This is a genomic window from Clostridium intestinale, assembly GCF_035905475.1.
Lineage (GTDB): Bacteria > Bacillota > Clostridia > Clostridiales > Clostridiaceae > Clostridium_T > Clostridium_T intestinale.
This window is the reverse complement of sequence record NZ_CP121166.1, coordinates 667,679-685,919: the sequence shown is the minus strand read 5'-3', so window position 1 is coordinate 685,919 and position 18,241 is coordinate 667,679. Positions and strand designations below refer to the sequence as shown.

Sequence of the window (18,241 nt, the reverse complement as noted above, 5' to 3'; positions counted from 1 at the left end):
ATAATAACTATAAAAAAGGGGGATATTTAATGGGCAATCCAGGATTTATAATGTTTAGCTTTATCAATATTTTTATACTTATAGGTATGTTTGGAATATCTATATATTGTTTTATTTTGTTTATAAAACTTGCTCACAGGGGAATTAAAGCTTTAGACCTTTACATAGAAGAAAAGACTCGTGATAGAAATTTTTAAGTAAATATAATTAGATGGTTTCAAAACTTTAGTACAAGTTCTGAAACCATCTAATTTATATATTTACAGCAGTTCTCTTATATAAAACTGGTATTGCTATGGCTATAAGAACCATACCCATAAAGGCTGGTGAGGCATGACCAATTGATACATAAAGTTGACCTCCAATTATAGGTCCAATCATTCTAGCTAAAGCTTGAATAGATTGACTACCTCCTTGAATCCTTCCTTGCTCACTAGAATCTACTGATTTAGATAACATACCATTAAATGATGGTCCAAAGACTGAATCCCCAAAAGCAAAGATAAACATTCCAACAATAAGAAGTGGATAAAATGATAGTAGAGCTGACATTGCAATAAGACCATAACCTATAATCTCCGAAGCCATACCAAGAATAGCTATCTGTTTATCATCAAGTTTCCTAAAAAGCTTCGGCATTATAAAGCCTTGAGAAATTATGTCTTGAAGTCCCATAATTGAAAACATAAGTCCTATTACTGCCGGCTTCCAGCTAAAGGTATCCATTGTAAACTGTGAAAAAACTGCCTGCAAAGATCCATTTGGTATCCAAAGTAAAAATGCTGAGATAAGCAGTCTTTTTAAACTTTTCATAGAAAGTATACTTGTAAGTTGAGTAAATGGATTTAATCTTACAAAGCGAATATCTTTAAGTCTATTATTTTTATCAAGACTTTCAGGCATAAAAAAGTATCCATAAATAACATTCAATAAAGTTATTATTGCTCCAAAATACATTGGCACCGCATAACCAAACTTGGCAAGTAACCCTCCTAAAGTTGGTCCAACAACACCTCCTACACCTACAACTGCACTCACCCATCCAAAGTATTTAGTTCTATCCTTTGGAGGAATTATATCTGCAAAATATGCAAATATAGTACTTATTGTTCCTCCTGTTATACCATCTATTATTCGTCCTACAAATAATATCCATAAAGCTCCTCCAAGTCCAAAAACTAAGTATCCTATTGAGGAACCAAATAGACATACTAAGAGCACTGGACGGCGTCCATATTTATCACTCAAGGCCCCAAGACCAGGAGCAGCAAAAAATACACAAGCTGCATAAACTGAGGTTAACAGAGTAACAACTATAGCTTGATATTCAGGATTAGCTATATAAGGTTGTACCAAAAACGGAACAACTGGTGATATGATACCAAAACCTATTCCGCAAAGAAATACAGATATAAGTCCAAATATTAAAGCATTTTTATCTACACTTTGTTCTATGTATTGTTTATTTTGTGATTTAAAGTTAAACATTAGTTCTCCTTTCAATATCAATTATTTCTTCCTGGGAAGTAATTTTATATTATCAACTTTTTCCTTCCTTGTCAACAAAAAACCTCCAATAAAAAAACAGCCTACCTTAAATAAAGTTTGGCTGCTACATTTCCATTATTCAAATTTTTCTACTTCACTATCTTCATCTATCTTTTTCATTTCTTCATCTAAATGTTTGCTATAACTCTCCATAAAACTAATCATACTATCATATTGTTCCTTAGACATCTGATCAAATATACTTTTATCTCTCTCTTGAAACTCTTTATGTAGTTCCTCATGGATATTAAAAACCCTTTGGCCCTCTTTAGTTAGTCTAAAATAGATTTCTTTCTTATTATCAGGCTTCTTATAACTTTCGATAACACCTTTTTTTATAAGTTTTTTAGTTAATTTACTTATAGCACCTGTAGTCATATAGAAAGATTCTGCAAGTCTTGTCACATTAGAATCAGTATTTTTCCCAAGGTATTCAATACAATGAACTTCCGAAGATTTATAACCCTCAAGACGTTTTTCCATCTTAGGTTTATTAATCCAAGACATTTTGTTAACTAAATTCCTTAGACCCATTAGAACCTGTTCTTCTTTATCCATGACATATCCTCCTACATGCTATATATTAAACATATTATATTAGATTTTCATTTCTATTTCAATAAGGTGCAACTTTAATAGGAAATATTTAACTTACAAATACTTTCTAAATCCCTTAACTAGTTCTTTTCCATAACCCATTGTCTCATAGAATTTATGAGCTCCTTTTCTTTTATCTCCAGATACAAGCGTGGTTAAACTGCAATTTCTTTTTCTTGCTTCATCTTCAATAAAAGTCATTAACTTTCTTCCAACACCTTGTCCCTTGCATTCACTGCTAACTACAATATTTTCTATAACCATGAAGGGCCTGCAATCACTGTTTAACTCATAACAAATTATTCCCATGACTGTACCAACTATTTTATTATTTTCATCCTTAGCTCCAACTAAAATATAACTTTCATATGAATTAATCTTCTCAAAAGTCTTATAAAAACTTTCTAGATTACTTTTTTTATCTAAAAGTTCCTCATATAATTTTGAAAGCTCCTCAACATCATTTCTAGTAATTCTTTCTATAGTAATCATTTAGCTCCCCCTTCACTTATAACAATTTTGCCATATAAAACTCGTCTACATATTCCCCATCAACAATCATTGAATTCTTTTTAATACCCTCAACTACAAAACCATTTTTCTCATATAAGTTTTTTGCTACGGTATTAGGACACATTACTGTAAGCTCAAGCCTAGTTATTCCTTTATCTTTTGCCCATAAGTCTAACCTTTTGAAAAATTCTTTTCCAATACCTTGCCCTTGGAACTCTCTCCTTATTCCAACAACTATATAAGCTGTGTGTTTAACTCTGTTAAGAGTCCCCCTCTGAGCAGATATAAACCCAACTATTTCGTCTCCATCCTCAGCAACTAATAATAAGTTCTTCCCTTCCAATGAGTTTTGAATAAGATTATTAATTAAGTTTAGATTTTTAGGTCTTTCATCTGGCTCAAAAAGCATATACTTAGTCTCTTTATCTAGGTTAGATTGCATTTCCCAAAAGGCTTCCCCATCTGCACCTTTAATTTCTCTTATAATCATTATTATCACTCCTTGATAAAGATAATTATAACACTAAAAAAGCTGTATTAAATACTTAACTAACAAATAAATTCCTATTATTCCAAAAACTATAGCAGTACCAATGGCTCTTCCAACAAAAAATTTCTTCATATTATCATCTCCTTTTAGATTAAATCGTTCTGTTAAGTTATATGAACATTGCTCTTCTCAATCCTAGGAAATACAATAAGTTTGACTAGAACTAAATGTCCCCCTTGAAAGGAGAAGCGCAATGAACAAAACAAAAGTAAAATGTCCTCGTTGTAACTCTGACCAACTATATAAGTTTGGTTTAGATAAGCAGGCTAATCAAAAATATCAATGTAAAAAGTGTAAGCGACAATTCGCACCTGACTCCGTCAGAAAGCGGGTAACATCTAAATATCCAAGATGTCCAAAGTGTGGTAAAGCAACTTTCTTGCATCACATCTATAAACACTATAATCGCTATAAATGTGGTAATAAGAAGTGCAATCATATCATTGTTCATCACCATAACCTAAATATAGATGATGCCTCCAGTGAAAACCTAACCGGTTCCCTTTCTATGAAAGGTATGCGTTTTCCACTCCATACTATTCTGACTGCATTAACTTTATATTTTTTAAACAACTCATCAACAAGAACTATTTCACAGTTCCTTTTCGTAACTTCAAATATAAAGGTTTCTCATGTCACAATAGCTAGTTGGACTCAAAAGTTTGCACCTTTTTTCAAACAAAAAGCTGATAAGTTTAAAGAGCAGCTAGATCTCCAATCTGACGATTGGCATGCTGACGAAACAGTGGTCTTTATAAATGGTGAACGCTATTATTTATGGTTAGCTATTGACTCTGAAACGAGATTTATTTTAGCTTTTCATCTAACCAAATCACGTAGTGAGGATTCAGCATTTACACTAGTAAACCAAGCTAAACAATTTGGAATGCCATCAAACTTTATAACTGATAGACTACCTTCATATAACCAAGCTGTAGCGAAGCTATTGGGCGAAAACAAGCATGTGCCTGTTGCTCCTATGTCTAGCGACATATCAAACAATTTAATTGAGTCTTTTAACAAAACATTTAAAGCTTGGTATAAAGCTAAAAAAGGGTTTAACTCTTTTGAGAAAGCAAATAACTTAATATACTTATTTGTCTTTCACTATAATTTCATTAGGCCTCATGGTTCATTAAATAATCTCACACCTGCTGAAGTTGCAGGCTTCGCTAGCAATAGCATTGATCGTAAATCTTGGTTTGTCGCTGCTTAATCTCAACTTAATATCTTTGATTAACCTGCAAAAATCTAACTTTTTGTAGGCTTATTTGCCATACAAAAATTTATTCAAACTTATATAATTTTCAAAGAACGAGTAATTCTACGAAATGTTAAGCTATTTTTTCATAACAACCTAACAGAATCGATTAAATTTAAATATCAATGTACCTACCAAAAGGATGGCAATCACGCTAATTATAATAGGAATAAAATTAAATGATGAATTTTTATTTAATGAAAGTCCAATAGCTCCTCCAACTAATAACAAGGCTGATGATATAAAAAACAACTTTTTCTTAATTGAAGACACCACTTTTTTATCATCAGGTTCTATTTTATGTAATACAATATTGTTTTCATATTCACTTCTGCATTTTTCACAATTTTTTAGGTGCTCTGTAACTAAATAAGCAGTATCTTCACTTGCAACTCCATCCATCACAAGAGGTACTAAATCAGCTACAACATCACAAGAAATCTTCAAGTTAAACCCTCCTTTTTTAACATATCCTTAAGCCATTTTTTAGTTCTAAAGTCTATTACTCTTGCTGAATTTTCTGAAATACCTATTCTATCTGATATCTCAGAATAACTAATACCTTCAACACGCATCTTTACAATCTTTTGCACTTGTATATCCTTAGTTTTCAGTAGCTCATCTACTCTTTCATATATCTGCTTTGTATAAAAATTTTCAAAAATATTATCCGTAACATATACCTCCAAAAGATCACTATACTCCACAGTTACTCTATATTTTCTTAAATTTTGTAACCACAAATTCCGTGCAATACCAAATAACCAAGTTTTAATTGACGAATTCCCCCTAAATCCCCCGATTGAATATATGGCTTTAACAAATGTTTCTGAAAGTAAATCCTCTGAAAGTGCAGGATCGTGAGTGAGACTTAATAAATAGTTAAATACATCTTGTTTATATTCTAAATACAAATTTTCTATACTATTCACTGAAATCCCCCTTTCATATAATAAGTCACATTAAGCCATAAAATATTACACTCATTTTATAAAAATTTTTATTATATTATTAATTTAACCTACAAAGCAAAAAATAGCAGCACCCATTTAGGTTACTACTATCTTAATTCATGGTGATCCTCTTCATATACTTTCATTTCAAAACCATCGATGAAAATAACTTTTATTCATTTATTACAAATTTCAAATCTTTCTTAGGCCCATCATTAATATCTTGAGAGTTAAACATGGTACTTATTTCATATCCAGTCATAAATCCTTGAACTTCATTACCATCAACTTGTCTTATACTGATCGTATTCCATCTAATAGCCTTATATCCTAGACCTCTATATACGGTACTTCCTCCATCTTTTGCTACAAGTATTGGTACAACAAATATAGGCTTTTCCTCTCTTGATATCCTCTTTGAATCAATATTATATGTGACAAGCCCTATTGCAATAAGCAATATAACAAATGCCAATATCTTTTTATATTTTCTCATTATAAAACCTCTTAATCTTTTTCTCAAGTTCATTTATGCAACTTAAGGACAACTTTTTTAATTGATGTATGTCTTTTAAAATTCCATTTTGTAATTTCTCACTTGTTTTTAATGCACGCTCATATAACTCTTTTGTTATTATATTTTGTTCAAAGGCATCAACAAGTTCATCCATATCATCAACTTTAATAATTCCATTAGGATATACGATCAAATCTAAGTACAAATCATAAAAATAAACAACGTTATCCTCATCAATTCCATGACTTGCAATTATATCTATATACCACAACTCAATCTCATTTTTCATATTTATCATAGATGTAATAATATATGCACCATCATCTGATAGCATTTGAAGCCACTTCATCCCACTATCACACACTATGATTTCTTCACCATTAAAATTCCATATATAAGGTTTTGATACTTTATCTATGTACAACATAGCAGCAATACCTTTAAAAACTTCATTATCAATATTTAATTGTGTATATCTCTTTGATGTTATTCCTGTCCATTCATCATAAATAAGTCTCTTTTTCTTCATCTTGTTTTCACCAACCATATGAATATCATATTTTTCATGGGCCCGTCTAGAAACTCATATAACACATATTTTTATTTCTTAATCTCAGCAATCCATGTAAAATTTCCTACATGTTCAAAAGAAATCATTAGGCCCATCTGTTCTATGTATTTTCTTAAATCTTCAACTATAAAAAAGTTCTTACTTTCTATAAACTCCCACAAATCATCTCTATCATTTCTGAGAAAGCTTTCTTTTCGCTCTTTTTTAAGGTGCATATTTTCAAACATGAAATCTATCAAGATAACTCTATTATTATCACTAATTGATAACATATTAGAAAGAACTTGTTGTTGTTCTTTTTCATTAAATCCATGTAACACATATGAAGATACTGCGATATCAGCCCTTTGATTTATGATAGGTGCATCAAAAATACTGCTTTTAGCAAAGCTCATGTTAGGATATTTCCTTTTACCGACTTCAATCATTTCAATATTTTTATCTATACCAATAACATTTATCTTTTCACTTAATGGACCACATAGATTACCTGTCCCACATCCAAAATCAACTATAGTTTTCACTTCATAACTTAAGATCTTCTCTCTTATCTTTACAAAAGTTTCTTGATATTTATCAAATAATCCAAGTTCATCATCTGATTTCTCTTGAATCATCTTGTCATACTGAATTCCTTTATTAGAACTTTTCATATATCACACCTCTTTTATATAACTCATATTCTGATGGACTTTTTTTCGATATCAGTTCCTATATATCCAATACTTCTTTTAGTTTTTATGTTTTGATGGGCCTCTTGATATACATCATGAACCCAATTCTAGATAATTCTTTTAATATAATAAGTCCATTTAACTTTCTCTTTGATGAATTTTATTAACATTCACGCCTAATATATTTCATAATATCCATCAAATCATCAGTATCAACTGCATAACTTGCATATTCTTTAACCTTCTTAGATGCATTTATAGCAATAGATTTACTGCAAAAATTAAACATGGGAATATCTGTTGATCCATCACCAACTGCAATACATTCTTCAGGATTTATATTATTTCTTTTGCAAAAATCCTTTAAATACTCAATCTTATTTTCTGATTTAATATAATTTATAATCTCTCCAGTGAATATCCCATCTCTGACTTCATACTCACTTCCATAATAGCCATCAAAGCCCCAAATATCACATGCAACTTTAGCTACTTGTTTTGGCCCTACAGTAATTACAATGCACTTAATACCTTGGCTATGTAATAATTCAATTACACTTCTAATATTTTTTAGTGGCTTTACAATCTCTAGAAATGAATGTTTAATTTTACTTTCCTGTAATCCCAAAAGTAATTTTGCTCTAAGATAATCTGCCTCTATATAATCAATTTTGCCTTCTTCTTCTTTCTCCTGTATTAAGGAATGTTCTTTTTCCATGCCGTTTAAAATGCAAGGCAACATTACAGAATGTATTTCTCTAATCAATGTATCATCTAAATCAAAACAAACAAGTTTATGTTTTTTAATTTCATAATCACTTAAAGGCTTTTTCCCTAAGTACAAGTCCATAGTGTCATAAATATTAATTTCGCCTCCAAACTTATTTATAGCCTCTGCTATTCCATTATATAAATTGTTTTTTAAATCCTCAGCACACTGTCTATGATCTGAATAAGTTTCTAGAAGAGATATGTACTCACTAGCTTTTAATTTTCTTGTTTTTCTGTAAATCTTACTTTTTATATTTGTGAATCCGTACTTCTCTAATATTTGTGTATATTTTTTGCAAGAATCTTCATTAAATTCAGTAAGTTCCTTATCTGATGGTTTAAACTTTTTATACACTTTTCTGATTTCTCTATGTATTTTATCATCATCACGATTTACAAATGGGTGATTCCAAAACAAAGCTATTGTTCCACCAGGCTTTAGTAAATCATAAACTTTCTTAAATCCGATATCCTCTGGTATCCAATGAAATGCTGTTGCAGAGTATACAAGATCATATTGATTTTTATCACTAATAAAGTCCTCAAAACCTATATTTTGAACTTCGAAATTCCTAAAGGAAGAAAATTTTTCTTTAACATATTTAGCTAAATCCTCTCCAAGTTCAATGGCCCTAACACTACAGCCTGCCTCTAAAATTGGTAAAGTCGCTTGTCCTGTTCCTATCCCAATTTCAAGTGAACTTTTAGAATTATTTAATTCCCCATAATCAATAATATCCTTAAATAATTCTTCACTATAAGTTGGTCTATACTTGTCATAGTTTAATGGGTCTTCATTAAACTTTAATCTTAAATCCATTTCATCACCCCATCACAAAATAATAATTTATATTTCTAATATTCATATATAATATGGATATTATACCATTTAATCCATGTGGTTACTTTAGTCTTTTAAAATATAATTACAGTTAGTATAGAAAAAACACCCTATAATCCATTCCTGAATAATAGAGTGTTTAATTCAAATTTAAAATTATATTTCTATAGATTTAAAATCTATTTCAAGGTCTTCATAAATATTAACTTTAATCTTATCCTGAAACGTATAAGTAAGAGGTGCATCATATCCATTATCCGTTAAAGTATAGACCAATATATTTTTTCTCATGGGATTTATAATCCAATATTCTTTAACCTTATACTTCTCATATAAATTTAGTTTCCTTACGTAATCATTACTAGGATTAAATGGAGATATAACCTCGACAATCATATCTGGTGATCCTGTACATCCTTTATCTGTAAGTTTGCTTCTATCGCAGATAACAGATATATCAGGTTGAACTATATTTTTACTATTTATTGTATCTTCTTCTTCATCTTTTAATACAACATCAAATGGAGCAGGATAAACCTTACACTGTCCTTTATTAGATTTTATATAATTTCCTATATCAACTACTAAGGCTGATATTATTTCTTGATGTACTCTACTTGGTGCAGGACTCATATTATATATTTGACCATCTATTATTTCAAACTTATCGTCTTCATCATAATTTAAATAGTCTTTATATGTATAGGTTTTATCATGATTTACTAACAAATTAACACCTCCATTTTATTAGAATTATAAGCAAAGTGCATATACTTTCTTAATAATATTATTGTAGCATAATAATAGATAATTTATTATACTAATGGTAATTTTTATTCTTAGTATTTCCAATAATTTTTATTAAAAACCTAACTAAAGTCCTCAATAAGTTCATCACTTAAAATACCTTCTGCTATTTGCCTAACTTCGCCTGTCATTCTTACATTCCACTCATCATCTATTTCAATAATAAGCTCTCCCCCCAACATTTTTATCTTTATTTCATTATCAACTAGATTTTTCTTTTTTAAAACACTAGCAACTGCACAGGAAGAACTTCCAGATGCTAAGGTAAAACCTGCTCCTCTTTCCCATATAAGAATTTCAGCTTCATTTCTTGATAAAACTTTTGCAAACTGGACATTAGTTCTATTAGGAAACATCTCATGATTTTCTATAAGCTTACCATAGGTTTTTATTTCATTTATCTCTAACTTATCTTTAATGATTACACAATGAGGATTTCCCATAGATACACAGTTTACTTCATATTCCTTATCATCTGCTTGTAACTTTTCTCCTACTACTTCTTCCGTAATAAAACTTGTTGGAATTTCTTTAGAGTTAAAGTTTGCCTTACCCATATCAACTGATATCATCTTTGCCTTTTTACTTGAAGTTTCTTCAACTATATTAGCTCTAACTATTCCGCCTTTTGTCTCAACTGTGAATTCTTTATTACTATTAAATCCATAATCATAAACATATTTGCAAAATATTCTTAACCCATTTCCACTTTTTTCTGCTTCTGAACCGTCAGGATTAAAAATCTTTAACCCAAAGTCTGCTTTATCTGACTTCACTTTAAGTAAAACCCCATCTGATCCTATTCCAAAATTCACGTTGCATATTCTTTGTATGGCTTTTTCAGTTAACTTAAAACTTATACTTTCTTCATCTAAAACTATGTATTCATTTCCTAATCCATGTGTTTTTACAAAATTGTTCATATCAAGTTCTCCCCAATCTACATTTCTATAATAAAACACCGTAAAATTTTCTTAAATAATACGGTGTTAAGTATTTATATTAAAATTTTATCATATTAATATGCATCAATGCATGAAATAAAGCTGTAACATTTAAAGCTTGCAAAAACTTATTTTCCTTAAGATCAGAGATTACCTCATCTAAAGGTTTTAAAACAACTTCTATTTGCTCTGTTTCATCTAAATCAGTCTCTGAGATTAATTCAGCATCTAAAGCTAGAAAGCAGTAAGTAAGATTATTATGGTTTGAGGGATTAGCAGAAATAGTACAAGTGTGAATAAATTCCTTAGCTGTATATCCTGTTTCCTCCATTAATTCTCTTTTAATAGCATCAACCGGTGCCTTATCTGTTACCTCAACCCCTCCTGATGGCAATTCTAAAAGAGTTTTTTGAGCTCCATGTCTATATTGCTTAACTAGTACAACTTCTTTTTCTTTACTTATTGCAACAACATTTACCCAAGCTGGATATTCAAACACATAATAGGGCTCAACTATCTTTCCGCTTGGCATTTTACATGTATCTGCACGTAGAGAAACCCATCTATCCTTAACAATATGTTCAGATTTTAATATCTCCCATTTAAAGTTTTCCATGTACTTTCTCCCTTAAATTATTGAGAATACCATTATATTAAAGCAAGCTTTATTTTGCCATTAAATTCTTAAGTTCTTTCTCTAGCTTTTCTACCATATTACTAAGGTCATTGCCCTTTATACGCTTTGAGTCATCATACATCTCTTCTCTTGGCAGCCACCATACAGGTCCCTTTTTAGGTGTATCTCCTGTAACCCTAGGAAATAGATGCCAATGGACATGAGAATCTCCATTTCCAAGCAATTCATAATTCATCTTTTCAGGTTTAAATGCATTATATGCCGCTTCTGCAACAATGCTCATTTCTTCGAGATACTTAACTCTAAAATCTTTAGGCAAGTCATGTAATTCACTAACATGTTGCTTACATAAAAATAATGTATATCCTTTAAAATGCTGATGATCTCCTATAACCACATATCCAGTTTCAAGTTCCATTACAAAATATGGATTACTCTTTTGTTTTATCATTTCAATTCTCTCACAAATTAAACATCCCATATCTATCCCTCCATTAAATAAAAATCTATTTTACAAATCAGACTTTAAAAATGAATATAAATCTAAATCAACTACTCCTTTACCTGTCCAAACTTCTCCTTGTCTTATAGTACCCTCTTTTGTGAATCCACTTCTTTCTAATACATTTTTAGACTTAATATTCTCGGGCATAACAAAAGCTTGTACTCTATTTATTCCAATTACATTTATTAAATAATCCTTCATTGCCTCCACTGCCTTAGTTGCAAAACCTTTTCCCCAGTATTCCTCATTTAAAGTATATCCAACAGTAACCATATTTACCTTGTCATCAAAATCAAATATCTCCCCAACTCCAATGATTCTCTCCGGATTTTCATTACTACAAATTCCAAGAAATATGGTTTTCTTTTTACCAAAATCTCTTTCAAAATGTGTAATCATATTTTCAACTGTAGCTTTATTCTTTTTTGTGGAACCAGGCCTATATTTAAATAAATTCCCATTACTATATATTAAATAAAGTTCATCTAAATCAGTTTTTTCTATCTTTCTTAGAGTTATTTCACTTGTTTTAATAAGTGGAAACTCTGAAAATAATTTTGTTTTATCCATGGTTTTCTCCTTATAAAAATTAATAATATATCAAATATTCATTGGGTCATAACCCATTAATAACATAAACAACGTTAAATAAAAACATTGCAACCACTGATGTTATTATAATCCAAAGAATACTACCTTTTTCTTTATTGACAATCTTATAAATTGAATATAAAAACGAAAAAATAAATATTCCAAATAAAACAGACCATCCTCCAATAAACATGTAATCCCCCCAATTTTATATCAAGCATCTATTTTTTTAATATATTCGTCTATTAGTCGAATATCTATAATATCTTTTTCTCTTCCTAGCCTCTCTTTTTGCTTTTTGATACTCTTTAAGCTACCTGTAGGCAATCCTTCAACAAATTCTATTTCTTCAACATGGTATTCTTTTATTACTTCTACATACTCATTTATTTGCATAATTTTAGAATTGTCTTTTCCAACCCTAAACATATGTCCATTTTGTAAAAAGAAATCCCATAAACTATTTGTACATCCTAAATCAATATCCTTTGTATATTGTTTTACTCCATGCATTACTAATGCTGAACCTGAAGTTATCCAATACTCACTTGGTGGCAAATTTAAATCATTAAGCATCTTAATTATATAATTTTTATCTAACATCTTGCCTCCACCTTATTTACCTTTAATCAAACTATCATAGTTTTCCCTAACAGCCTTCAAAGCCTTGGTTTCTCTATATATCCATTTATTTATATCTAAACTATCATTTTTAATTATTTCCTCATTTACATGAATTGCCTCATTAAGATTTACCCAAATAGGTTTAAATCCTAGTTCAATTTCATAGTCGTCCAATTCTTGATCAGCTATGCCATCAGTTAATTCACATAAATAATAAGTAGAAATCATTTCAAAAACAAAGTCTTTTCTATATCTATCTAAACTTCTTTCTATAAAAACTCCTATTTTTTCTTTTACAGCTCCTACTATATATCCAGTTTCTTCTTTAACTTCTCTTATTAATGTTTGCTCTTGACTTTCTTCTTTGTTCATTCCTCCACCTGGAAATTTAAAATCCCCTTTGTTTGTATGTACCAGGAGAATATTATCATCTTTTAAAATAACTGCTCTTACAGCTTTCCTATAATTTGTTTTTGTCTTTTCATATTCCTCTTTGATTCCTAATGTATAATTAAAAAGCACTTTATTCACCTGCCTATAAAGTTCTGTATTTTCTATAATAAAAATAGCTATCACTTTCCATATTCGGTTGCCTATGTCCTATCGGTGTTCTTTTTCTCAAATAGTTCAAACCCACACTTCTCGGCAAGATTACATGAAGGGATATTGGCACAATCAATAGTCACAATAAGGTAGTTTACATCTGATACCTTGAAGCACCATTCTACTAAAACTTCTACAGCTTCTTTTGTATATCCTTTGTTTTTATATTTTTCACTCATAAAATAAGCGATCTCAATCTCATTTAATGTATCTTCGAGTCCCATGCCTACCATTCCAATCATTTCATCAGTATCAGGTAATGCTATTACATATCTTTTATTTTCATAAATATCCGTTGAATCCTTTTGAGTTTGATGCCAATCAATATATTCAAAATACTCTTTAGGCGAAGCTCCATTTTCTGCCCAATCAGGCATAAATCTAAGAATATCTTTTTCTCTAACGATTCTATAAAGATTATCTGCATCCTTCCTTTCAAAGTCTCTTATCTTTATTCGCTTTGTTTGTATTCTCATAATATTTACTCCATTCTTATTTTGTCCCAACAGGACATACAACCATACATAATCCACAGGAATTTTTTCTATTATGTGTTTTTAAATAAAAGCTTCTTTTTTCATTGCACAACTTATAATTAATCAATTCATCACGTTTGGAATTAATGTTCCAAGTATGTCCAATCAAAGCTTTGTATGGACAAATATCTACACATAAATTACATTCCTCTGGACATTTGCTTTTAGTTATAAGCGTACCAACAGGAAGATCATAATCTATAAGTATTGAGGAAAGTCTTACTCTTGGACCATACTTTTCTGTTATCAAAACTCCATTTTTCCCTATCCATCCAAGTCCAGCATTAATAGCTGCAAACTTAAATGAAAATGGTGCAACAAGTGTTTCTTCACTTGATTGAGCAACTGGTGGTACATAGTATTTAATTTTATATTTTTCTAATATTTCTTTTATGTCTTCTAAAATTACATTAATCCTGTTTCTAGCTTCGTCTATCAACTTTTCAAACTTTTCTTCCTTATAATTGCTTATTTCTATGATTTCTTTATGTGGTATTGCCATAACTAATGAACATTTATAAACCTTCTTATATCCACTGAAATCAATATTTGAAATTCCCCACATTATATCAGAATTCTCTTCAAAAAGTTCAACTAATTCTTTATAAAAGTTATCCAAATCAATTCACTCAACTATACTACGTAAATATATTATATTTTTATCTGGATCATAAAAGCTCATGTTCCTTGCCCCCCATGGACGTATTTTAGGTTTTTCTATAATCTCCACTCCAAGTTCAATTACTTTTTTATATTCATCATCAATATTATCAACAGAAAAAGCAATACAAATATTTTGATTACAATTATTTTTTATAGATCCATCATTATATATTGTTAACATAGTTTCCTCAGAAATAATTGTTTGATGTACACTATCATTACTATTATTATCAATACCTAACAACTTCTTATAGAAGTTTGCCAATCTTATAACATCATTTGTTAATAATCCAACCTCACCTAATTTCATATTTCCCTCCAAATCTTAATCCTCTTCATTATCAGGTACATCAATTATTACTTTCTTACACTCTTCACAGTAGTAAGCCTCAACACTGCTTCTTACCCAGAATTCCCTTTTTGCTAATATTACACACTTTTTCCCAAGCATATTGTCAAGAAAATTTCTCTTTTTATTTTCTTCCACCCATATTATATCGTTTCTTCCATCACCCTCTACAAAACCTTTTTTCATGTCATTTTTACAATATGGACATTGTACCATGTAACCATCTCCTACACTTGCTGATATGAATATTATACCATTTAAATCATATTATTACATAAACATTAACATATGTACCAAGTTATATGATATAATTATTTTATGAAATTTATAGGAGGTGGCTTTATGGCACGTGGACTTATATTACTTTTATTCTACATACCGATATTGGCTCTGGGAATTTACTCATTTATCTTATTTATAAAACTTGCTCATAGAGGAATAAAAGCTCTTGATATCTACATATATGAAAAAGAAAGAAATAAACAATAGCAGCTTCATAAAGAAATGGAGACTGCTATTTTTTTATGAAGCTTTTTAATGCACTAACTTAATTACAAAGTACTAGGGGGAAATAACAATGAAAACTATAAACAAGGAACCTTTATGGAATCAGAACTTTATATTATTATTACAAGGACAGTTGTTTTCAATTTTTGGAGATAATATCTATGACATAGCTCTTAGAGTTTGGATTCTTAGCAAAACAGGTTCAACTGCCATTATGGGATTATTTATGGCGATTTCAGTTGTACCTAGGATAGTGATATCACCTTTTGCTGGAACCTTTATTGATAGGCATAATAGGAAAATCATCTTAATTTCTTGTGACATGATTTGTGCCATGACTTTACTTTTTACAGGTATATTGGCTAAGTTAGACCTTTTACAACTTTGGATGGTAGTTTCAACTGGCATTATTGTAGGGATTTGTGGATGTTTTTTTAATCCCACCATCAATTCTATTTTGCCTGATATTGTTCCAAAATCTAAACTACTAAAAGCTAATTCAGTGGTTTCATTAATTAGTACAAGCGATGACATGATGGGAAATGCTTTTGGTGGTTTCTTGGTACAAATTGTTGGAGCTCCTATATCCTTTTTGTTAAATGGATCTAGTTTTTTAATATCAGCAGTTTCTGAGATGTTTATGATAGTACCTAAAATAGAAATCGAATCAAAAAAGGTTAACTTTTTTCAAGATTTAAAAGAAGGTTTGCTTTTTATCAGTAAATCAAAAGGATTAAGGTACATATATATTTTAACTTGCTTTTGTAACTTTGTTGCATCTATGTCCATGACTTTAACTTTGCCCTTATTTAAAGAAAACAGCAATCTAGGATTAGGTTTATATGGAGTTGCCATGGCTATTAATGGTGCTGGAATGTTTTTAGGATTTTCACTTTTATCTGCAATTGATATAAAAACAGAAAAAAGATTCAACTTTTTTATTTTAAGCGGAATAATAATATCTATTACAATGATTTTTTATTCTCTGACTACTAATTTCTATTTGATTTCTATATTGTTTTTTATAAATGGATTTTGTCTTGCAGTAAATAATTCATTAACTCAATCTAGTATACAAGTTACCGTACCTGATAATATGAGATCAAAGGCCTTTGCCTTTCAGAGAACTTTATCCTCAGCATTAATACCTGCTGGTATGGTTATTGCCGGTTTGTTAGCTGAAATAGTTAAAATCAATTTAATAATACTTGTTGATTATATAATCTTTTTTCTTTTATTTTTATATACCTCTTGTTTGTTAAGTGTAAAAAACATAATTAATATGTTAGATATTTAGATATTAAAAAGGAGGCTGTCGCACTAAAGAGCTAGTGCGACAGCTCGTTTCTTATATCCACTATTTCTTTTTCTGCTAAATTTTCCTTTTTAACCATACTCATAACATCTTAGTAAAATAATATTTAAAAAATTGCGTACTTTTCTATTTTTCTACTTAAATACTTTTCTATTTAAGAAGTTAACTTCTTATTAAACATAACTATCAATCAAAATGACTTTGATGTAGCTTGAGAAGACGCTACTACAGATTAGAAGTGCTTACCTTCTTATTAAACATAATAGAAATAAAATCACTAATTTTTCAGTATCTTCTCAAAACAAATTGCTTTTTCATTTCCTACATACTTTCCATAATTAGATATTTTATGGTACCCTCTTTTTTTATAAAATTCTACAGCTCTTTCATTTATTATTCTAGTTTCAAGCCAAAGCTTTGAATAACCCATGTTATAGGCTTCTTTTTCTAAATAAGATAAAATTTCTCCTCCAACACCTTTCGATTTCTCTTTTGAAAACATCCTTTTAACTTCAGCTACTTCTTCATTGATTGGTCTAAATGCACCACAACCTATTGCCTTTTCTTCATGGTCATATGCAACAACAAATAATGAGCGTGGTACACAAACATCTTTAGGATCAAAGGAATTTTTACCACTATCACCTGTTATTTTTGCTAAAGTTTTAGATAATTCCTCCATTAATAATATAGAATCACTGTGGTTTGGATCTTTCTTTATAATCTTCATTAACCCCTTATAATAATCCTCAGCTAAAAGTCCATACATACAAGTGTCACAAATTCCTTGGTTATTTCTATCAGCCTTACGCAAGGTACCTTCATATTGCAATCCACATTTAAGCATTACTTTTCCTGAGTTTGGATTTCTCGGATCATGACGTGATTCAATGCGCTTAACTCCAACTTCTTCAATAAGAAATCTAATAACTTCTTTAAATGCTTCTGAAGTTATTCCTTGATTCCACCATTTTCGCCCTATAGTATAGCCTATTTGCATCATATCAATGTCCTCTTTCATATCAACCATGCTGATGATTCCTATTGGCTCATCTCCATTTTCTTTTAATATGATTGCCCACTGATAGAACTTGTCATTTATGTAATGTTCCATTCGTCTTTCTTGAAGACTTTTAGTGACTTCAATTGAAGTATGTGCAGGCCACATAAGATATTTTGTTACTTCATCATCCTTAGCCCAGTTATCAAATATAGCTTGTGTATCTGATATATTAAATCTTCTTAATATTAATCTTTCTGTTTCTAATTGTACTGTTCCTAGATGTTTCATTATCAATCCCCCAATAAGATAATCTCTTTATCATTCAACAATATGTATATTATACCATTTCTTTCATGAAGGA

General features: G+C 30.0%; 27 protein-coding genes and 1 pseudogene. 4 read left to right on the top strand and 24 right to left on the bottom strand.

Annotation, left to right across the window (positions count from 1 at the left end):
* Positions 1-29 precede the first annotated feature (29 nt).
* Positions 30-197 carry a hypothetical protein gene (locus tag P8F83_RS03455; RefSeq protein WP_326513474.1) on the top strand — a complete coding sequence of 56 codons (168 nt, stop codon included), beginning with the start codon at positions 30-32 and terminating at the stop codon, positions 195-197.
* Between the two features lie 55 nt (positions 198-252).
* Here P8F83_RS03455 and P8F83_RS03450 read toward each other — a convergent pair whose 3' ends face one another.
* From P8F83_RS03450 to P8F83_RS03435, 4 genes are all read right to left on the bottom strand, one after another.
* Positions 253-1,488 carry an MFS transporter gene (locus P8F83_RS03450; protein ID WP_326513473.1) on the bottom strand — a complete coding sequence of 412 codons (1,236 nt, stop codon included), beginning with the start codon at positions 1,486-1,488 and terminating at the stop codon, positions 253-255.
* A gap of 135 nt (positions 1,489-1,623) precedes the next feature.
* Positions 1,624-2,106 (bottom strand): MarR family transcriptional regulator, encoded by a 483-nt coding sequence (locus P8F83_RS03445; RefSeq protein ID WP_326513472.1) that lies wholly within the window; start codon positions 2,104-2,106, stop codon positions 1,624-1,626.
* Positions 2,107-2,199: 93 nt separating this feature from the next.
* A complete protein-coding gene (locus P8F83_RS03440) occupies positions 2,200-2,637 on the bottom strand; it encodes a GNAT family N-acetyltransferase (protein ID WP_326513471.1) in 438 nt (145 codons plus the stop codon).
* A gap of 16 nt (positions 2,638-2,653) precedes the next feature.
* Positions 2,654-3,148 carry a GNAT family N-acetyltransferase gene (locus P8F83_RS03435; protein WP_326513470.1) on the bottom strand — a complete coding sequence of 165 codons (495 nt, stop codon included), beginning with the start codon at positions 3,146-3,148 and terminating at the stop codon, positions 2,654-2,656.
* 253 nt (positions 3,149-3,401) lie between these two features.
* Between P8F83_RS03435 and P8F83_RS03430 the strand changes: the two genes are divergently transcribed.
* On the top strand, positions 3,402-4,424 hold the full coding sequence (locus P8F83_RS03430) for an IS6 family transposase (protein ID WP_326511720.1): 1,023 nt from the start codon (positions 3,402-3,404) through the stop codon (positions 4,422-4,424).
* A gap of 141 nt (positions 4,425-4,565) precedes the next feature.
* Here P8F83_RS03430 and P8F83_RS03425 read toward each other — a convergent pair whose 3' ends face one another.
* The 18 genes from P8F83_RS03425 to P8F83_RS03340 all read right to left on the bottom strand — a co-directional run bounded on the left by P8F83_RS03425 (position 4,566) and on the right by P8F83_RS03340 (position 15,271).
* Positions 4,566-4,916 (bottom strand): zf-HC2 domain-containing protein, encoded by a 351-nt coding sequence (locus P8F83_RS03425; protein ID WP_326513469.1) that lies wholly within the window; start codon positions 4,914-4,916, stop codon positions 4,566-4,568.
* On the bottom strand, positions 4,913-5,401 hold the full coding sequence (locus tag P8F83_RS03420; protein ID WP_326513468.1) for an RNA polymerase sigma factor: 489 nt from the start codon (positions 5,399-5,401) through the stop codon (positions 4,913-4,915). Before P8F83_RS03420 ends, P8F83_RS03425 begins: the two co-directional genes overlap by 4 nt.
* 193 nt (positions 5,402-5,594) lie before the next feature.
* Positions 5,595-5,918 (bottom strand): hypothetical protein, encoded by a 324-nt coding sequence (locus P8F83_RS03415; protein WP_326513467.1) that lies wholly within the window; start codon positions 5,916-5,918, stop codon positions 5,595-5,597.
* Positions 5,905-6,468 carry a ribonuclease FAU-1 family protein gene (locus tag P8F83_RS03410; protein WP_326513466.1) on the bottom strand — a complete coding sequence of 188 codons (564 nt, stop codon included), beginning with the start codon at positions 6,466-6,468 and terminating at the stop codon, positions 5,905-5,907. Before P8F83_RS03410 ends, P8F83_RS03415 begins: the two co-directional genes overlap by 14 nt.
* A gap of 71 nt (positions 6,469-6,539) precedes the next feature.
* The gene (locus tag P8F83_RS03405; protein WP_326513465.1) at positions 6,540-7,163 is read right to left on the bottom strand and encodes a class I SAM-dependent methyltransferase; all 624 of its coding nucleotides are present in this window, start codon (positions 7,161-7,163) and stop codon (positions 6,540-6,542) included.
* A 184-nt stretch (positions 7,164-7,347) separates the two neighbouring features.
* The gene (locus tag P8F83_RS03400; protein ID WP_326513464.1) at positions 7,348-8,775 is read right to left on the bottom strand and encodes an HAD-IB family phosphatase; all 1,428 of its coding nucleotides are present in this window, start codon (positions 8,773-8,775) and stop codon (positions 7,348-7,350) included.
* A 177-nt stretch (positions 8,776-8,952) separates the two neighbouring features.
* Entirely contained in the window at positions 8,953-9,525 is a 573-nt protein-coding gene (locus P8F83_RS03395; RefSeq protein WP_326513463.1) for a Uma2 family endonuclease, read from the bottom strand.
* 140 nt (positions 9,526-9,665) lie between these two features.
* Entirely contained in the window at positions 9,666-10,526 is an 861-nt protein-coding gene (gene dapF / locus P8F83_RS03390; protein ID WP_326513462.1) for a diaminopimelate epimerase, read from the bottom strand.
* Between the two features lie 79 nt (positions 10,527-10,605).
* Positions 10,606-11,163 (bottom strand): NUDIX hydrolase, encoded by a 558-nt coding sequence (locus P8F83_RS03385; RefSeq protein WP_326513461.1) that lies wholly within the window; start codon positions 11,161-11,163, stop codon positions 10,606-10,608.
* A gap of 49 nt (positions 11,164-11,212) precedes the next feature.
* Positions 11,213-11,665 carry an HIT family protein gene (locus tag P8F83_RS03380; protein ID WP_326513460.1) on the bottom strand — a complete coding sequence of 151 codons (453 nt, stop codon included), beginning with the start codon at positions 11,663-11,665 and terminating at the stop codon, positions 11,213-11,215.
* A gap of 30 nt (positions 11,666-11,695) precedes the next feature.
* Positions 11,696-12,259 (bottom strand): GNAT family N-acetyltransferase, encoded by a 564-nt coding sequence (locus P8F83_RS03375; protein WP_326513459.1) that lies wholly within the window; start codon positions 12,257-12,259, stop codon positions 11,696-11,698.
* Between the two features lie 46 nt (positions 12,260-12,305).
* Positions 12,306-12,473 (bottom strand): hypothetical protein, encoded by a 168-nt coding sequence (locus tag P8F83_RS03370; protein ID WP_326513458.1) that lies wholly within the window; start codon positions 12,471-12,473, stop codon positions 12,306-12,308.
* A gap of 20 nt (positions 12,474-12,493) precedes the next feature.
* The gene (locus P8F83_RS03365) at positions 12,494-12,883 is read right to left on the bottom strand and encodes a hypothetical protein (protein WP_326513457.1); all 390 of its coding nucleotides are present in this window, start codon (positions 12,881-12,883) and stop codon (positions 12,494-12,496) included.
* Positions 12,884-12,895: 12 nt separating this feature from the next.
* Positions 12,896-13,426: an NUDIX hydrolase gene (locus P8F83_RS03360; RefSeq protein WP_326513456.1), complete on the bottom strand. Its 531-nt coding sequence runs from the start codon at positions 13,424-13,426 to the stop codon at positions 12,896-12,898.
* A 71-nt stretch (positions 13,427-13,497) separates the two neighbouring features.
* Entirely contained in the window at positions 13,498-13,983 is a 486-nt protein-coding gene (locus tag P8F83_RS03355; protein ID WP_326513455.1) for a GNAT family N-acetyltransferase, read from the bottom strand.
* A 16-nt stretch (positions 13,984-13,999) separates the two neighbouring features.
* Entirely contained in the window at positions 14,000-14,662 is a 663-nt protein-coding gene (locus P8F83_RS03350; protein WP_326513454.1) for a 4Fe-4S double cluster binding domain-containing protein, read from the bottom strand.
* 6 nt (positions 14,663-14,668) lie between these two features.
* Positions 14,669-15,016 (bottom strand): VOC family protein, encoded by a 348-nt coding sequence (locus tag P8F83_RS03345; protein WP_326513453.1) that lies wholly within the window; start codon positions 15,014-15,016, stop codon positions 14,669-14,671.
* Between the two features lie 15 nt (positions 15,017-15,031).
* Entirely contained in the window at positions 15,032-15,271 is a 240-nt protein-coding gene (locus P8F83_RS03340; RefSeq protein WP_326513452.1) for a PF20097 family protein, read from the bottom strand.
* A gap of 126 nt (positions 15,272-15,397) precedes the next feature.
* Between P8F83_RS03340 and P8F83_RS03335 the strand changes: the two genes are divergently transcribed.
* Together P8F83_RS03335 and P8F83_RS03330 are read left to right on the top strand one after the other, a co-directional pair.
* Positions 15,398-15,544 (top strand): hypothetical protein, encoded by a 147-nt coding sequence (locus tag P8F83_RS03335; RefSeq protein WP_315107976.1) that lies wholly within the window; start codon positions 15,398-15,400, stop codon positions 15,542-15,544.
* Between the two features lie 88 nt (positions 15,545-15,632).
* Positions 15,633-16,859: an MFS transporter gene (locus P8F83_RS03330; RefSeq protein ID WP_326513451.1), complete on the top strand. Its 1,227-nt coding sequence runs from the start codon at positions 15,633-15,635 to the stop codon at positions 16,857-16,859.
* A 295-nt stretch (positions 16,860-17,154) separates the two neighbouring features.
* Here the strand turns inward: P8F83_RS03330 and P8F83_RS03325 are convergent, their stop codons facing one another.
* Both P8F83_RS03325 and P8F83_RS03320 read right to left on the bottom strand, forming a co-directional pair.
* Positions 17,155-17,559: a GNAT family N-acetyltransferase gene (locus tag P8F83_RS03325; RefSeq protein ID WP_326514815.1), complete on the bottom strand. Its 405-nt coding sequence runs from the start codon at positions 17,557-17,559 to the stop codon at positions 17,155-17,157.
* A 57-nt stretch (positions 17,560-17,616) separates the two neighbouring features.
* Positions 17,617-18,168 (bottom strand): annotated as a pseudogene (locus P8F83_RS03320) (GNAT family N-acetyltransferase); the annotation flags it as partial.
* Positions 18,169-18,241: the final 73 nt, after the last annotated feature.

Excerpts from the sequence above, each read along its gene's own strand:
- P8F83_RS03455 (WP_326513474.1), top strand. The coding sequence starts at position 30 with ATGGGCAATCCAGGATTTATAATGTTTAGCTTTATCAATATTTTTATA.
- P8F83_RS03450 (WP_326513473.1), bottom strand. The coding sequence starts at position 1,488 with ATGTTTAACTTTAAATCACAAAATAAACAATACATAGAACAAAGTGTA.
- P8F83_RS03445 (WP_326513472.1), bottom strand. The coding sequence starts at position 2,106 with ATGGATAAAGAAGAACAGGTTCTAATGGGTCTAAGGAATTTAGTTAAC.
- P8F83_RS03440 (WP_326513471.1), bottom strand. The coding sequence starts at position 2,637 with ATGATTACTATAGAAAGAATTACTAGAAATGATGTTGAGGAGCTTTCA.
- P8F83_RS03435 (WP_326513470.1), bottom strand. The coding sequence starts at position 3,148 with ATGATTATAAGAGAAATTAAAGGTGCAGATGGGGAAGCCTTTTGGGAA.
- P8F83_RS03430 (WP_326511720.1), top strand. The coding sequence starts at position 3,402 with ATGAACAAAACAAAAGTAAAATGTCCTCGTTGTAACTCTGACCAACTA.
- P8F83_RS03415 (WP_326513467.1), bottom strand. The coding sequence starts at position 5,918 with ATGAGAAAATATAAAAAGATATTGGCATTTGTTATATTGCTTATTGCA.
- P8F83_RS03410 (WP_326513466.1), bottom strand. The coding sequence starts at position 6,468 with ATGAAGAAAAAGAGACTTATTTATGATGAATGGACAGGAATAACATCA.
- P8F83_RS03405 (WP_326513465.1), bottom strand. The coding sequence starts at position 7,163 with ATGAAAAGTTCTAATAAAGGAATTCAGTATGACAAGATGATTCAAGAG.
- P8F83_RS03400 (WP_326513464.1), bottom strand. The coding sequence starts at position 8,775 with ATGGATTTAAGATTAAAGTTTAATGAAGACCCATTAAACTATGACAAG.
- dapF (WP_326513462.1), bottom strand. The coding sequence starts at position 10,526 with ATGAACAATTTTGTAAAAACACATGGATTAGGAAATGAATACATAGTT.
- P8F83_RS03385 (WP_326513461.1), bottom strand. The coding sequence starts at position 11,163 with ATGGAAAACTTTAAATGGGAGATATTAAAATCTGAACATATTGTTAAG.
- P8F83_RS03380 (WP_326513460.1), bottom strand. The coding sequence starts at position 11,665 with ATGGGATGTTTAATTTGTGAGAGAATTGAAATGATAAAACAAAAGAGT.
- P8F83_RS03375 (WP_326513459.1), bottom strand. The coding sequence starts at position 12,259 with ATGGATAAAACAAAATTATTTTCAGAGTTTCCACTTATTAAAACAAGT.
- P8F83_RS03370 (WP_326513458.1), bottom strand. The coding sequence starts at position 12,473 with ATGTTTATTGGAGGATGGTCTGTTTTATTTGGAATATTTATTTTTTCG.
- P8F83_RS03365 (WP_326513457.1), bottom strand. The coding sequence starts at position 12,883 with ATGTTAGATAAAAATTATATAATTAAGATGCTTAATGATTTAAATTTG.
- P8F83_RS03355 (WP_326513455.1), bottom strand. The coding sequence starts at position 13,983 with ATGAGAATACAAACAAAGCGAATAAAGATAAGAGACTTTGAAAGGAAG.
- P8F83_RS03345 (WP_326513453.1), bottom strand. The coding sequence starts at position 15,016 with ATGAAATTAGGTGAGGTTGGATTATTAACAAATGATGTTATAAGATTG.
- P8F83_RS03340 (WP_326513452.1), bottom strand. The coding sequence starts at position 15,271 with ATGGTACAATGTCCATATTGTAAAAATGACATGAAAAAAGGTTTTGTA.
- P8F83_RS03335 (WP_315107976.1), top strand. The coding sequence starts at position 15,398 with ATGGCACGTGGACTTATATTACTTTTATTCTACATACCGATATTGGCT.
- P8F83_RS03330 (WP_326513451.1), top strand. The coding sequence starts at position 15,633 with ATGAAAACTATAAACAAGGAACCTTTATGGAATCAGAACTTTATATTA.
- P8F83_RS03325 (WP_326514815.1), bottom strand. The coding sequence starts at position 17,559 with ATGGAGGAATTATCTAAAACTTTAGCAAAAATAACAGGTGATAGTGGT.